The sequence below is a fragment of the Paenarthrobacter sp. AB444 genome (assembly GCF_028736865.1).
Classification (GTDB): Bacteria; Actinomycetota; Actinomycetes; order Actinomycetales; family Micrococcaceae; genus Arthrobacter; species Arthrobacter nicotinovorans_B.
Genome location: NZ_JAQZBY010000002.1, coordinates 307,502 through 320,627 on the forward strand (window position 1 = coordinate 307,502; position 13,126 = coordinate 320,627).

Below are 13,126 nucleotides of genomic sequence, written 5' to 3' on the forward strand. Positions count from 1 at the left end.
CACCCCAGCGTATGTGCCATGTGTGACCTGCGCAACATTGTGGCGGCGCGGCTGGTGTCGGCGGTGCAGTCACATAGCAGCCATTTCTGGGAGAAAGCTGTATCCTCAGCGAGAGGCCTCTATCAGGCCATCCAAAGCCTGAATATTGGGGGAGAAGTGCGCTCACGTGCTGCTGCCGGCGTGCCGGAAAAAATACGTTACCTTGGTTCTTCGTCGAGGCTGGTGGCCTCGACGCTGGCTTTGCTCCTTTTGATGGTTGCGCTGCCGGCTTCGCCCGCCAGTGCCGTGACGGTGGTGACGGAAGCCCCTAAGCTCACAGCCGTGGAGTTGGTCTCTGCGCCGACGCTTGCGCCTGGGCAAACCGCGAGGGTGCGGTTTACGCTGAGTCAGCCCGCGCAACGCGTTGAGTTCAACTACTACGATGAGTCGCTCTCGACCGCGCGCAAACTGACGTGGTCGGGGAACCCTGGAGTGGGCGCCTTTACGGCAGAAGCGACGGCAACTGTCGGCGCTGACGACTATTACGACGGCCCGCAGAGGTTGTCTTCAGTCGCTGTCACATACCAACAGTCGGGCTGGGACTACCCGCTAACTACTCAATTCCTCCGTGACAGTAACAGAGAAGTCGTGACGGTAGACGGGCGAGGGGATCCGCGTCTTCAGCTGCTGGACTTTTCTGTGGCGAACCCGTCTCGACTCTTGCTGGTGCCGCAGAACATCGTTCCGCCCAAGTTTGAGCCGTGGATGGATCGGGATTGGAATGGCACGGTGGATGGAACGGTTTCTCCGGGTTCGTGGACGCCGGGAATCAAGCGGATCTGGATGCAATGGATTGTGGACGGCAGGGTCGTTGATTACGGGAGCTTTGAGGCAAATGAATCCTTCCCTGTGTGGACATTTTCAGGAAATCAGGGCAACCTCAAGGTACGTATTATCACTACCACGCCCGGTTACAAGTCGGTATCCGCAGATTCAGAGTCGCAGTTGTTCGTGACTGCCAACCGTTTCGCGATAACAGGCAAGCCGTGGATTGGTTCCACGCTGAATACTGACTTCGACATTGCGTCGATAAAAGGTATTCCTGTCGGGGCGTCTCCGAAAGTGGAAGTAATTTGGAGAAGCGAATCCACCTCTTATCTTCCGACGACGCTGGCGCTCGGCGAAGGCTACCGTCTCAAGGGGGCCGATGGCGGGGGAACTGTGAGAGCATCCGTCGTAGTTACTTTTGACGGCAAAGTGGTCGGTCGATTTTCAACGGATTCGAGTGCCTACGTAACCAACCCGACCCCGTCCCGGAATTATGTCAATCGGGAAGTCAACGACTTTCTGATGGCCCGGACTACTGACGGCAGGCTCTGGATGTGGGGACGGCAATTCGGGGCGTTTCCCAGGGAGGTTGGCTCGGGTTGGAATGTCTTTGACAAGATCTTCTCGCCCGGGGATTTCAATGAGGATGGATACGCCGATGTGCTCGCCCGGAAGCCCTCGGGGGAGCTCTGGATGTACCCCGCTGATGGTCAACATTGGTGGAAACCCGCGTCCCGTGTGGGGGTCGGTTGGCAAGGAATGACCGAACTGATCGCCCCTGGTGATTTTGATGAAGACGGCCACGATGACGTGCTGGCAAGAGATCGCGAAGGAAGGTTGCTCCTCTATCCAGGTAACGGCAAGGGTGGCTGGCTGGCCCCACGACAAGTTGGTGCTGGCTGGAACATATTCAACAGGGTCTTTTCAACCGGCGACTTCGATGGTGACTCGCACGCAGACATACTTGCCACCAACGTGGGCGGGCAGTTGTTCCTCTATTCCTCCAACGGCAAGGGTGGTTGGCTCGGCTCGAAGGTGATCGGCTCCGGTTGGCAGTCCTTCAAGGGCGTGTTGAACGCAGGCGACCGGGACTACGACGGCTGGACCGACATTTACGGCATTGACGGCGCGGGGTACATGTACCTCTACCCGTTCAAGTCCGGAAGTTGGAAGCCCCGGACCTTGGTCGGCGCCGACTGGGACGTCTTCACCGCACTGTTCTAAGGGGCAGGCGACTTCGTAGCGAAACGCAAGTGCCGCCGTCGTACTTCTTGTGAAAGTACTACGGCGGCACTCGCCGTTTGTTCCGGGGCTGAACGCTAGGCGGTCTGGCCTGCGTGCTGGCCCTCGGAGATTTCCTCGACCACCTTGGCGTTGAAGGCGGGGAGGTCGTCCGGGTTGCGGCTGGTGACCAGGCCCTGGTCCACGACGACTTCCTCGTCCGTCCAGTTGGCGCCTGCGTTCTTCAGGTCCGTCTGGAGCGTGTGGTACGAGGTGACGTTGCGGCCCTTGATCACTCCGGCCTCGATGAGAATCCATGGCCCGTGGCAGATCGATGCCACTGGCTTGTGCTGCTCGAAGAAGGCGCGTGTGAAGCTCTGGGCGTCCTTGTCCACGCGGAGGTGGTCCGCGTTGACGACGCCGCCGGGCAGGACCAGTGCGTCAAAGTCCGAGGCGTTGGCGTCTGCGACAGCGAGGTCGACGTCGAAGGTGTCACCCTTCTCCACGCCGTTGAAGCCCTGGAGCTTCCCCTTTTCGGGAGCGATCAGAGTGGGTTCGCCACCTGCGTCCTTCACTGCCTGCCATGGGCTGGTTAGTTCCACCTGCTCGACGCCGTCCGTCAACAGGAAGGCGACCTTCTTGCCGGCGATGTTGTGTTCTGACATTGTTCCTCCTCTTGTACGGCTGCTTTTTGGGCGTGTGCCGCTGCTGCGAGAGTTGTTTGTCTGACCCGTCCAAGCCTAGGGAAGGTTGAGTTAGTAAGCAAGCTGATTATTGAGGCGGACTGTCTTCGGGGTATGAAACGGGCGGGTTGGCTCGCCTAATCGCGTACAATTAGAAGCGATTGGGAGGTCGGTCCATGCAACTTCAGAACCCCCTCAAGGCGATTTGCCCCTCCCTTGAGGCTGATGTCCTTATGGCGCTGGCGGATGGTCGCGCGAGCACGCCTGGCGGTCTGGTGCGTGAGCGCGGAATTGAAGCCTCGATCTCCGGCGCCCGTCGTTGTTTGGAACGACTGGAGGAAAGCGGAGTGGTCGAGGCAACCCAAGTCGGCAACCGGACCGAGTATGCCCTGAACCCGCGTCACATGCTTGCCGAGGTGATCATTGAAGCGTCGAGAGGCACCGACCGTTTTATCGAATTCTTGTCCCGGGAGATATCCCAATGGCCAGATGGACCCCTGCAGGTAACCCTTTTTGGTTCTGCTGCCCGACGCGAAATGCACAACGACTCGGACATCGACCTGCTGTTCGTTATTCCGGACGGCGCCGGAGACGGACTCTATGAACGAATCGGCAATCTCGCCGTCGATGGCTATAGTCTCACCGGCAACGATGTCAGGCCGATGATTTATGAAGCCTCCGAGGTTCGCGGAGCGCCGATTTTCGATTCCATCATGCGGGAGGGAATCCACGTTGCCGGAGACCAAAACTGGCTTTCCCGCCGGCTTCAGTCACCCAAGAGACCTGACGCGATGACCATGCGATAAGTCGTTCGTCTTTGATGGTCCTGTTGGCTTCCTAGGCGACAGCATCACCTCTCCATTACCCGCGAGACCAACTTCCCGCTGGCGTCATACGTCTCATTCCAACCTTTGCGCGTCGTCGCCTGGAAACCCAGGCCTTCCTCCCCAAAGGAGACCCAGTTGTCTTCCTGGTCACGAGGACGCACAAGTGCCCCGCTCGGTAGAAGCACTGCAGTCATCCTCCGCTCAATGTCGCGGAGGACGACTGCACAGCGGTCGATTGCCGGCCACTCCGTGACAACACCGTCGTAGTACACACATTCCAGGCCAGCCAGATAGCCGTCTCTGTCGAGTAGACACAGCACTGACGACGGGACTCCGGCTGGTCGGCTGAGTTCCTCGAGCTCTGTTGGCAGCAGGCGATATGCCGGCGTGGCGGGCGCTTTCGAGCGGTCGATATGAAACTTGATTGAGGGGCACCCACAAATGCAGTCAGGCTCGACTGCGAGTATGTGCCTGGCTTGCTTCCGGAAGGCATCGACGCCCTCGAACTCGATGGAGAGAAGCAGGTCGAGTACTTGCCGCTCAGCGTCAGAGATGGTTCGCACCCCTACTTCTTCTTCCCGCCCCGCTTCGCCGCAGCATTCATCGCCGACTTCACCGCAGGCGGCAGCCCCGCCGTCTCGTTTTCCGGCTCGGCAACTGTTCCCCGCCAGCGGGCCAGGCCCTTCATGCCGTGGTAGATCACCAGGGCGGCAGCTGACCCCAGGGCGATACCCGTGAACTTCAGCTCGCCAATGGTCCATGTATAGTCCGCGATGCCGATGATCAGGGCAACAGCAGCCGTGGTCAGGTTGATGGGGTTGGAGAAGTTGACCTTGTTCTGGACCCAGATCTTCACGCCGAGGACACCGATCATGCCGTACAGCATCGTGGCCGCGCCTCCCAGCACACCGGGCGGGACGGTCGCGATCAGTTCGCCGAACTTCGGCGAGAAGCTCAGCAGGATGGCGAAGATACCGGCCACCCAGTAGGCCGCCGTCGAATAGACCTTGGTGGCAGCCATGACACCGATGTTTTCCGCGTAGGTGGTGGTACCGGAACCGCCGCCGAGCCCGGCAAGTACCGTCGCGGCGCCATCGGCCATCAGCGCGCGGCCGGAGACGCCGTCGAGGTTTTGGCCGGTCATCGCGGCTACCGACTTCACGTGCCCGACGTTCTCAGCCACCAGCACCAGCACCACCGGAACGAACAGGCCTACGACGCCGAGGTGGAACTCAGGCGTCTGGAAAGTGGGCAGGCCAACCCAGGCGGCGGCGTCCATCTTTTCGTAGGAAACCTCGCCCCGCATCATCGCTACGAGGTACCCCACCACGACGCCCACCAGAATGCTGAGGCGTCCCAGGATTCCGCGGAACAGGACGGACACCAGGATGATCGTGACCAAAGTGATGAGTGCGGTGACCGGGGCGGCGTCGAAGTTGTTCTTCGCGGCCGGCGCCAGGTTCAAGCCGATCAGCGCGACGATCGCGCCGGTAACGATCGGCGGCATCAGCCGGTTGATCCATTCGGCGCCGAACTTCTGGACGATCGCACCTATAAGCGCCAGTACGACGCCGGCAAGCACCACGCCGCCCAAGGCGCCGGCAACGCCGTACTGCTGCTGGGACGCCATGATCGGGGCGATGAAGGCGAAGCTCGATCCCAGGTAGCTGGGTACGCGGCCCTTGGTGATGACCAGGAAGAGCAGCGTGCCGATGCCGGAGAAGAACAGGGTGGTGGCCGGCGGCATGCCCGTGATGATGGGGACAAGGAACGTCGCGCCGAACATCGCCACAACGTGCTGCATGCCGATGCCGATGGTCAGTGGCCAGGCAAGCCGCTCATCAGGGGCCACCACGTGGCCTGGGCGGATGGACTTGCCGTTGCCGTGGAGCTTCCATTTGGTGCCGAGCATGCTCATGGCGGGGCCTTCCTCAGAAGAGTATTGGGATTCGGTGCAACATTACCGCCAAACGGAACGTAATCGCCGCGCGCCGACTGCGCTACCTAGGAACCAGCCTGAAGAGGAACTTCGTTTTCACCATCACCCAGAGAACCGCGAGCAATGCGACGTAGACGGCGGTGTTCAGCCAAAGGTTGCCATCGCGAAGGACGGGGATGTTGGCAATAGCCACAATGAAGAACACGTGCATGATGAACACATACAGCGTGGCTTGCCCGAGTGGCACGAAGAACCAGCCTACAGCGCGTGAGAGCGGCTTCCAGAACGCGCTGAGCAGTGCGTACAAAGCGATGGTGATGACGATGACGTTCAACACGCGTCCTATGCCGAGATAAGTGCGGCTGAAGAAGGTGTCGTAGAGGTACCTGAAGGTGGCGTCGGGGATGAGCGCGAGCCGCACGTCCAGCTGGTTGGTCAGGTAGGGGCCACTCCAGGAGAAGATCGCGCAGGCCGCGGCCAGGAAGATGCACACCCCAAGAAGAATCCGCTGACGCGGGTGCGCGAACCAGTCGATGATCCGTTGGCGGTGGAAGCCTGCCGTCATGCCGAGGACAAACAGGACCTGCCACACAAGCAGGGGAAAGGAATCCTCGAACTGCGAGGGGAGCAGCCGGAACCGGAAGACCGACCCGGCGATGTACAGGGCCGCGCTGATGGTGAGCACCAGCCACGTCAGTCCCCGGGAGAGAGCCACCAGGATCAAAGGACTGATCAACAACAAAACCACGTACAGGCCCATGATGTTGAACTGCCACGGGCCAACCTGCAACAACAGCAAGGCAGGAATCAAGCCCTGTGGAACCGGGAACTGCAGCAAGCCTTCCATCCCGGCATACAGGTCGTAGGTCGTACCGGCCGCTGAATGCCCCGCAGCACCCGTTCCTTGATCCGTGAAAGTGGTCACTGCCGCCGCGTTGATGAAGGGAAGCAGACTCAAGACGTACACGATCAGGACGACCGCCAACGCGGTGAAGTACAGTTTCGAAGCGCGCTTGGTGGTCCCGTCCACCACATCTCCCAGTTCCGTGGCGATGCGTGGCCCGTAGACCATGCCCAGCACCGCTCCTGAAAGCATGACGAAGAGCTCGGCCCCGGACACGACGCCAATGGTCTCCTGGCTCAGCAACTGGAAGACAGAATTGATGCCCACGTGATTCACCACCACAAAGACGATGGCCAAACCACGAAGCATGTCGATCCGGGCGTCACGCTTTCCGGATCCGGTGTAGGACCACCTGTTCGGCGCAGCCCTCGAGGAGAGAAGCCATAATGCGGCGACAGCCACCAGGACAGACCCTGCAGTCGCCCATGCAGCCCACCCCCGGAGAGTTGTTCCGGACTTCGCTTGTGGTGCCTCAAGGCCCGGAACGTCCTTCAAGCCCTTTTCGGTGACAGGACCCACTGCCAGGCCTGAGGTGTCCAGGGAAGACCTGAAGGGAGAAGCCAGGGATGGTTGCGTGGTGGCACGCCAGTCGATGGAAACCTTGCTCTGATCGCGGGCATCGGTAGTTTCGTTCCAGACCACTGCGCGGACGGCACCGTTTTCGGGCTGAGCTACGGAAGCGAAGACCTGGTGCCACCACGTTTGCTTGACGTCAATCTCGGCCGCGCCCCCGGCCCCGGGGGAGTAGAACGCGCCGGTCTCAATCAGGAGCGGCTTGTTCCTGGCCTGGACATAGCTTCCATAAAAGTTGTCCGTTCCTGTGCCGCCACTGGAGGCATGCAGGGCGTCATTGAACTCGCCGGCGTCGGGGAGGGTGTTGTTGGCGGCTCCGGCTCCTGTGGTGTCGTGGTAAATCGACAGGCCGATCCAGTCCACAACGTCATCGCCGGGGTAGTACGGGTCAAAGGCCGAGTCGTCCATGTCCCAGATCCCGTTGCCGTTGGTGTCCAACGAACCCAGGGGAACTCCCTTGGGCGGGGTGGAAGTAGCCGACCGGAAAGGGTAGTCCTTCTCAGCTGTCGGAGACCACACCATCACGGGGTCGGCCAGGCTGCCCCGGAGGGCAACAGCAACCCGGCCGAACGCGGCCCGGTAGGCGTCCGGTTCCTGGCCCCAGCCGACCCAGGGCGTGTTCATGTCCGGACCGAAGCGGACGAACACCTTCCCCCTGAAGCCGGCTGCCGCCGTCGTAATTTGACGCGCAAAAGTGGTGGCGACGTCGTCGGTAATGTCCTGCAAGGGGATGCCCGGGCGGACGGTCAGGAGTGCATGTGAGCCTTGATCGGCCACCTGCGCGAAGTAGCCCTTGAGGTATTCGCGGCCGCCGTCGTCCTCGGGGAGGGACACGTTCTGCCCGTAGAGGGCCGCGGGGGCTCCCAACCGCTGTGCATAGTCCGCGGCCGAGTCCTTGTTCCAGTCCAGCAACGCGCCGAAGTACCGCTTGCCGGGGTCGTCGCTGGCACCGTCCTGTCCCACTGAGCTCCAAGCCTGGGCGGATGGAAGGAGCAACGCGAGGAGCAGCAGCAGGAGAACTGCCAGCGCCCGTCGAGGGGCCGCTAGGGGAAAGGTAGGCATCAGGCCCCTTCTGGTGTCGTCATTCCCGCGGCTGCGGCTTCCGCACATTTGCGCGGCAGCCCACAGGCACGATGGTACCGACTTTCCCGCTGTGCCCAATGTCACGCACCGTCATGGGAAGAGGACAGGGGAAGTTGAAGTTGCAACCATGGAAAGCAGAAGTGCCCGGCCGGCTCAGTGTCAGGGCCCAGCGAAAGGTTCACGAATGACGATCGCCCACGAAGAAGCAGTCATTGACGCCGCAGCAGTCGACGCCATTTTTGCCGAAGCCCGTACCGCCAACAGCTTTTCCGGTGAGGTCACCGAAGAGCAGGCGCGGGCCATCTACGAACTCACGAAGTTCGGCCCTACCGCCTTCAACTCCCAGCCCCTCCGCGTGACCTACGTCCGCTCGGACGAGGCCCGCGCCAAGCTGGTTGACCACCTGTCCCGCGGCAACCAGGCCAAGACCGCCTCCGCGCCGCTGGTCGCCATCCTCTCTTACGACACCGACTGGCAGGGTCAGTGGGACAAGTTCCTCCCCGCCTACGGCTCCCCCAAGGCCATGTATGACGAGAACGCCGAACTCGCCGCTGCCACGGGCAACAACAACGCCCACCTGCAGGCCGGTTACTTCATCCTGGCCGTGCGCTCCCTCGGATTCGCCGCCGGCCCGATGACCGGCGCCGACTTCGCAGCCATCGACGCCGAGTTCTTCCCGAACGGCGACCAGAAGAGCTTCCTCATCGTCAACATCGGCCAGCCCGGCCCGGACGCCTGGGGCGAAGCCAAGCCGAAGTTCGCTTACGAGGACGTTGTCCGCACGGTCTGACCCTCGCGGTTCCAGCAACGCTCCTGCACTTGAGTGCAGGAGCGTTGTGGTTTAAGCGGTTGGGATGTGAGAGAGCGTTGGGGGTGTTGCACGCTCTCTCACATCCCGGGGGTTTGAAAGGGAACGCTCGATCACATCCCGCGCGGTTAGGCGATGACGCCGTCCACCAGGGCCTTGGCCTCCTGCTGGACCTGTGCCAGGTGGTCCGCGCCCTTGAAGGACTCAGCGTAGATCTTGTAGACGTCCTCGGTGCCCGAGGGGCGTGCCGCGAACCAGGCGTTCTCGGTGACAACCTTCAACCCGCCAATGGACGCACCGTTGCCCGGAGCCTCCGTGAGTTTGGCGGTGATTTCCTCGCCGGCCAGGGAAGTAGCGGTAACGTCCGCCGCAGAAAGCTTGCCCAGCTTGGACTTCTGCTCGCGCGTGGCGGCGGCATCGATGCGGGCGTACACCGGTGCACCGAACTGGTCCGTCAGGCCCTTGTACAGCTGCGACGGAGAAGATCCCGTGACAGCCGTGATTTCCGAAGCAAGGAGTGCCAGCAGGATGCCGTCCTTGTCGGTTGTCCAGACGCTGCCGTCGAGCTTGTTGAACGAGGCACCGGCTGACTCCTCGCCACCGAAAGCGCCTTCGCCGGAGAGCAGGCCGGGCACGAACCACTTGAAGCCCACGGGCACCTCAACGAGCTTCCGGCCGAGGCCCGCGGCTACGCGGTCGATGATCGAGGACGAAACCAGCGTCTTGCCCACCACGGAATCGGGGTTCCAGCCACTGCGGTTTCGGTACAGGTAGTCGATGGCGACGGCGAGGTAGTGGTTCGGGTTCATGAGCCCGCCGTCGGGCGTCACGATGCCGTGGCGGTCGGCGTCGGCGTCGTTACCGGTGGCGACGTCGTACGCGGCCCCGCCGGAACCACCTGCGGACATGCGCTTGATCAGCGATGCCATGGCCGACGGCGAGGAGCAGTCCATGCGGATCTTCTCGTCCCAGTCGAGGGTCATGAAGGCCCACTGCGGGTCGACGGTGGGGTTTACCACGGTGAGGTTGAGCTGGTGGCGCTCGCCGATCTCGCCCCAGTAGTCCACGGATGCGCCGCCCATGGGGTCGGCGCCAATGCGGACGCCGGCGTCGCGGATGGCGTTGAGGTTCAGCACGGACGGGAGGTCGTCCACGTAGCTGCTGAGGAAGTCGAACTTGCCGGTGGTGTCAGCGGCCAGGGCATCGTTGAGCGGGATGCGCTTGACGCCGCGCAGCCCGTTCTCCAGCAACTGGTTGGCGCGGTCCGCAATCCACCCGGTGGCGTCCGTGTCTGCCGGGCCGCCGTGCGGGGGGTTGTACTTGAAGCCGCCGTCAGCGGGAGGGTTGTGGCTCGGAGTGACCACGATGCCGTCGGCTTGCGGAGTGCCGGGGGCTGCTTCGCGGTTGTACTTGAGGATTGCGTGGCTCAGCGCAGGCGTGGGCGTGTAGCCGTGGCGGGCATCAACCAACACGGTGACGCCGTTGGCGGCCAGCACCTCGAGTGCGGAATTCTGTGCCGGCTCGCTGAGGGCGTGCGTGTCGCGGCCGATGAACAGGGGACCGGTGATCCCCTGGCGTCCACGGTATTCAACGATTGCCTGCGTGATCGCGAGGATATGGGCCTCGTTGAAGGAGGCCTTCAAACTGGATCCGCGGTGTCCCGACGTTCCAAACGCCACGCGCTGCGCGGGATCGCCCAAATCCGGAGCTACGTCGAAATACGCGTCCAGCAGGGCTGTGATGTCAACAAGGTCCTGGGGAAGGGCAACTGTGCCCGCTCGGCTAGCCATGGGGTCCAGCATGCCAGACCAAAGGCCCGGCTGACACGAAATGTCCGTGATCCGGCCCCTGTGACGCCGAATGGCGGACATCCGCGAGGATTTCGCCCAAAGGTTCACTTCGCGTTTACCATCAGTGACCTTAGTGATGGATTGCGTTTGCAAAGGCTTGCCGCCGCCAGTGCGCGCTGCCTTATATGCAGGCGCCCACGGCGGTAGTGTTGGGATCAAAGACCACTTTTTCAGGGGGATTCCTATGACAGATCAGCCAGCCAAGGGCAACGAGGACAAGCCGGCCGGGTACGAGCCGCCGCAGTACGTTCCGCCGGCCCAGTTCAGCGCTCCCGAGCAGAGCCAGCCGAGCGCTCCCGTTCCGCCGTCGTTCGAGCCGCCTGCGGCGCCGCCCCCGCCGGCGTTCGATCAGGCAAATGCCACGCAGCCGCTTCCGCCCTACGAGCAGAACGCCTACGGCCAGCAGAGCTCCTATGGACAGCCGCCCGCCCAGGACGCATACACTCCGGGTGACTACAGCCAGCAGCCCGCCTCACCCTACGGCCAGCCGCCGAGCCCCTACCAGCAGCAGGCTTTCGGTCAGCAGCCCTACGGCCAGCCGCAGTCTCCGTACGGCCAGCCCGCCTACTACGCCATGCCCGCCCAGCCCAAGGGCCTGAGCATTGCGAGCATGGTCTGCGGAATCGCCATCTACGTAGGTTTCGGCTTTTTCATCCTTCCGCAGATTGCGGCCGTCGTATTGGGCCACCTCGCTCTGAAGCGCGAACCCGCGGGCAAGGGTATGGCGATCGCCGGTCTGGTGATGGGCTACCTCGGCATCCTGTTGACAGTGATCTTCGGCATTTTCATCATCATCGGCATCGGCGCAGCAAGTACCAGCAGCCGGTACGGCTACTAGAAACGCACGACGGCGCCCCTTGCCTCAGGCGGGATTCCCACCTGACGCAAGGGGCGCCGTCGTCGATTAACGCGCTTCCTAGCGGACGCCGCCCATCAACTTCTTGATGGCGGGGGTGGCTGCAGCCAAGGCAGCGGCCAGGACCACTGCAACGCCGCCGATGCCGAGGAAGTACGGGAGCTCGTCGGCCGGGTTGTAGAGCCCGGCCAGGATGCCTGCGAGGGTGGTGCCGAGCGAGACCGACAGGAAGAACAGCGCAACCATCTGCGTGTGGAAGGCTTGCGGGGCGAGCTTGGTGCTCACCGACAGGCCGATGGGGGAGAGGCACAGTTCCGCGAGGGTGAACAGGAACAGGATTCCCACGAGTGCGAGCAGCGGCGTCTTGCCTTCACCAGCGAGCGGGATGAACGCCAGGAACGCCAGGCCCATGATGAACAGGCCCATGGCGAACTTGAGGGGCGAACTCGGCTGCTTGGAGCCCAGTTTGGTCCACAGCGCGGCCATGACACCGGCGAAGATGATGATGAAGACCGGGTTGATGGACTGTACCCACGCGGCAGGCATTTCCCAACCAAACAGGTTGCGGTCCAGCTTTTCCTGCGAGTAGACGGCAATGAACGTGAACTGCTGCTGGAACAGTGCCCAGAATGCAGCTGATGCAATGTACAGCGGGATGAACGCGACAACGCGCTTGCGCTCCACGCCGGTGACCAAAGGGCTGCGGAAGATCAGGAACAGGTAGATCACGGAGGCGCCGATGGCCGCGTATGCCATGCTGCGGGCGAGGTTGTTGGCGTTGACGATACCCGTGCCCAGCAGTACGCCGATGACGATCAGGATGGCCAGGAAAATGAGCCCGTAACGCATCCGGTCCTTGCTCGGGAGCGGGTTGGGAACGCGGTGTGCTTCCTCGGGCAGCCGTTTGCGGCCCAGGGAGTAGATGATGAGGCCGATGGCCATGCCCACGGCTGCGGCGCCGAAGCCAACGTGGAAGCCGAAGCTTGTCTGCAGGAAACCGGTGACCAGCGGGCCGATGAGGCCGCCGATGTTGATGCCCATGTAGAAGATGGAGAAACCGGCGTCGCGGCGCTCATCCTTCTCGCCGTACAGGCTGCCGACCAGCGCCGTGGCGTTGGCTTTCAGGCCGCCGGAACCGATGCCCACCAGTACCAAACCTGCAATCAGGCCCGGAATGCCCGGCAGGAGTGCCAAGGCAATGTGGCCGGCCATGATCATGATGGCCGAGCCGAAAAGCACCTTCTCGGAACCGAAGACGCGGTCGGCGAGCCAGGCGCCGAGGATCGTGGACAGGTAAACGCCGCCACCGTAGGCGCCCACCAGGCCGGCGGCGAGGCCCTGGTCGATGGAGAGGCCGCCCTGCTCGGCGGTGAAGTACATGTAGTAGAGCAGGATTCCCTGCATGCCGTAGAAGGAGAATCGCTCCCACATCTCCACGGAAAAGAGGCTGGCCAACATCTTTGGGTGGCCGAAGAATGACGTATCGCCCGCTGCTTTTACGGACTCAGCCGTGGTTGGGGGTGTGCTCATTTTCTTAATGCTGGCACTGACTGCGGGCATTGTCACATCGATGAA

Annotated in this window: 10 protein-coding genes; 4 read left to right on the forward strand and 6 right to left on the reverse strand. The window is 62.3% G+C overall.

Annotation, left to right across the window (positions count from 1 at the left end; translation table 11 throughout):
* Positions 1-18 precede the first annotated feature (18 nt).
* Complete coding sequence (locus tag PQ627_RS04845) at positions 19-2,031, forward strand: FG-GAP repeat domain-containing protein (RefSeq protein WP_274258886.1); 2,013 nt, start codon at positions 19-21, stop codon at positions 2,029-2,031.
* A gap of 95 nt (positions 2,032-2,126) precedes the next feature.
* Here PQ627_RS04845 and PQ627_RS04850 read toward each other — a convergent pair whose 3' ends face one another.
* Positions 2,127-2,693 carry a type 1 glutamine amidotransferase domain-containing protein gene (locus tag PQ627_RS04850; RefSeq protein ID WP_274258889.1) on the reverse strand — a complete coding sequence of 189 codons (567 nt, stop codon included), beginning with the start codon at positions 2,691-2,693 and terminating at the stop codon, positions 2,127-2,129.
* Between the two features lie 194 nt (positions 2,694-2,887).
* Here PQ627_RS04850 and PQ627_RS04855 point away from each other — a divergent pair, with 194 nt between their 5' ends.
* Positions 2,888-3,517 carry a nucleotidyltransferase domain-containing protein gene (locus PQ627_RS04855; protein ID WP_274258892.1) on the forward strand — a complete coding sequence of 210 codons (630 nt, stop codon included), beginning with the start codon at positions 2,888-2,890 and terminating at the stop codon, positions 3,515-3,517.
* A 44-nt stretch (positions 3,518-3,561) separates the two neighbouring features.
* Here the strand turns inward: PQ627_RS04855 and PQ627_RS04860 are convergent, their stop codons facing one another.
* The 3 genes from PQ627_RS04860 to opgC all read right to left on the reverse strand — a co-directional run bounded on the left by PQ627_RS04860 (position 3,562) and on the right by opgC (position 8,016).
* Positions 3,562-4,101 (reverse strand): hypothetical protein, encoded by a 540-nt coding sequence (locus PQ627_RS04860; protein WP_274258894.1) that lies wholly within the window; start codon positions 4,099-4,101, stop codon positions 3,562-3,564.
* A 2-nt stretch (positions 4,102-4,103) separates the two neighbouring features.
* On the reverse strand, positions 4,104-5,456 hold the full coding sequence (locus PQ627_RS04865) for a uracil-xanthine permease family protein (RefSeq protein WP_274258895.1): 1,353 nt from the start codon (positions 5,454-5,456) through the stop codon (positions 4,104-4,106).
* A gap of 82 nt (positions 5,457-5,538) precedes the next feature.
* Complete coding sequence (opgC, locus tag PQ627_RS04870) at positions 5,539-8,016, reverse strand: OpgC domain-containing protein (RefSeq protein WP_274258897.1); 2,478 nt, start codon at positions 8,014-8,016, stop codon at positions 5,539-5,541.
* A 205-nt stretch (positions 8,017-8,221) separates the two neighbouring features.
* Between opgC and PQ627_RS04875 the strand changes: the two genes are divergently transcribed.
* Complete coding sequence (locus PQ627_RS04875; protein WP_274258900.1) at positions 8,222-8,827, forward strand: malonic semialdehyde reductase; 606 nt, start codon at positions 8,222-8,224, stop codon at positions 8,825-8,827.
* A gap of 146 nt (positions 8,828-8,973) precedes the next feature.
* On the opposite strand, the gene pgm is transcribed toward PQ627_RS04875, so the two are convergent.
* Positions 8,974-10,635: a phosphoglucomutase (alpha-D-glucose-1,6-bisphosphate-dependent) gene (gene pgm / locus PQ627_RS04880; RefSeq protein WP_260842377.1), complete on the reverse strand. Its 1,662-nt coding sequence runs from the start codon at positions 10,633-10,635 to the stop codon at positions 8,974-8,976.
* Between the two features lie 244 nt (positions 10,636-10,879).
* Here pgm and PQ627_RS04885 point away from each other — a divergent pair, with 244 nt between their 5' ends.
* The gene (locus PQ627_RS04885; protein WP_274258903.1) at positions 10,880-11,533 is read left to right on the forward strand and encodes a DUF4190 domain-containing protein; all 654 of its coding nucleotides are present in this window, start codon (positions 10,880-10,882) and stop codon (positions 11,531-11,533) included.
* A 78-nt stretch (positions 11,534-11,611) separates the two neighbouring features.
* Here PQ627_RS04885 and PQ627_RS04890 read toward each other — a convergent pair whose 3' ends face one another.
* The gene (locus PQ627_RS04890) at positions 11,612-13,111 is read right to left on the reverse strand and encodes a peptide MFS transporter (RefSeq protein WP_274258905.1); all 1,500 of its coding nucleotides are present in this window, start codon (positions 13,109-13,111) and stop codon (positions 11,612-11,614) included.
* Positions 13,112-13,126 lie beyond the last annotated feature (15 nt).

Excerpts from the sequence above, each read along its gene's own strand:
- PQ627_RS04845 (WP_274258886.1), top strand. The coding sequence starts at position 19 with ATGTGTGACCTGCGCAACATTGTGGCGGCGCGGCTGGTGTCGGCGGTG.
- PQ627_RS04850 (WP_274258889.1), bottom strand. The coding sequence starts at position 2,693 with ATGTCAGAACACAACATCGCCGGCAAGAAGGTCGCCTTCCTGTTGACG.
- PQ627_RS04855 (WP_274258892.1), top strand. The coding sequence starts at position 2,888 with ATGCAACTTCAGAACCCCCTCAAGGCGATTTGCCCCTCCCTTGAGGCT.
- PQ627_RS04865 (WP_274258895.1), bottom strand. The coding sequence starts at position 5,456 with ATGAGCATGCTCGGCACCAAATGGAAGCTCCACGGCAACGGCAAGTCC.
- opgC (WP_274258897.1), bottom strand. The coding sequence starts at position 8,016 with ATGCCTACCTTTCCCCTAGCGGCCCCTCGACGGGCGCTGGCAGTTCTC.
- PQ627_RS04875 (WP_274258900.1), top strand. The coding sequence starts at position 8,222 with ATGACGATCGCCCACGAAGAAGCAGTCATTGACGCCGCAGCAGTCGAC.
- pgm (WP_260842377.1), bottom strand. The coding sequence starts at position 10,635 with ATGGCTAGCCGAGCGGGCACAGTTGCCCTTCCCCAGGACCTTGTTGAC.
- PQ627_RS04885 (WP_274258903.1), top strand. The coding sequence starts at position 10,880 with ATGACAGATCAGCCAGCCAAGGGCAACGAGGACAAGCCGGCCGGGTAC.
- PQ627_RS04890 (WP_274258905.1), bottom strand. The coding sequence starts at position 13,111 with ATGCCCGCAGTCAGTGCCAGCATTAAGAAAATGAGCACACCCCCAACC.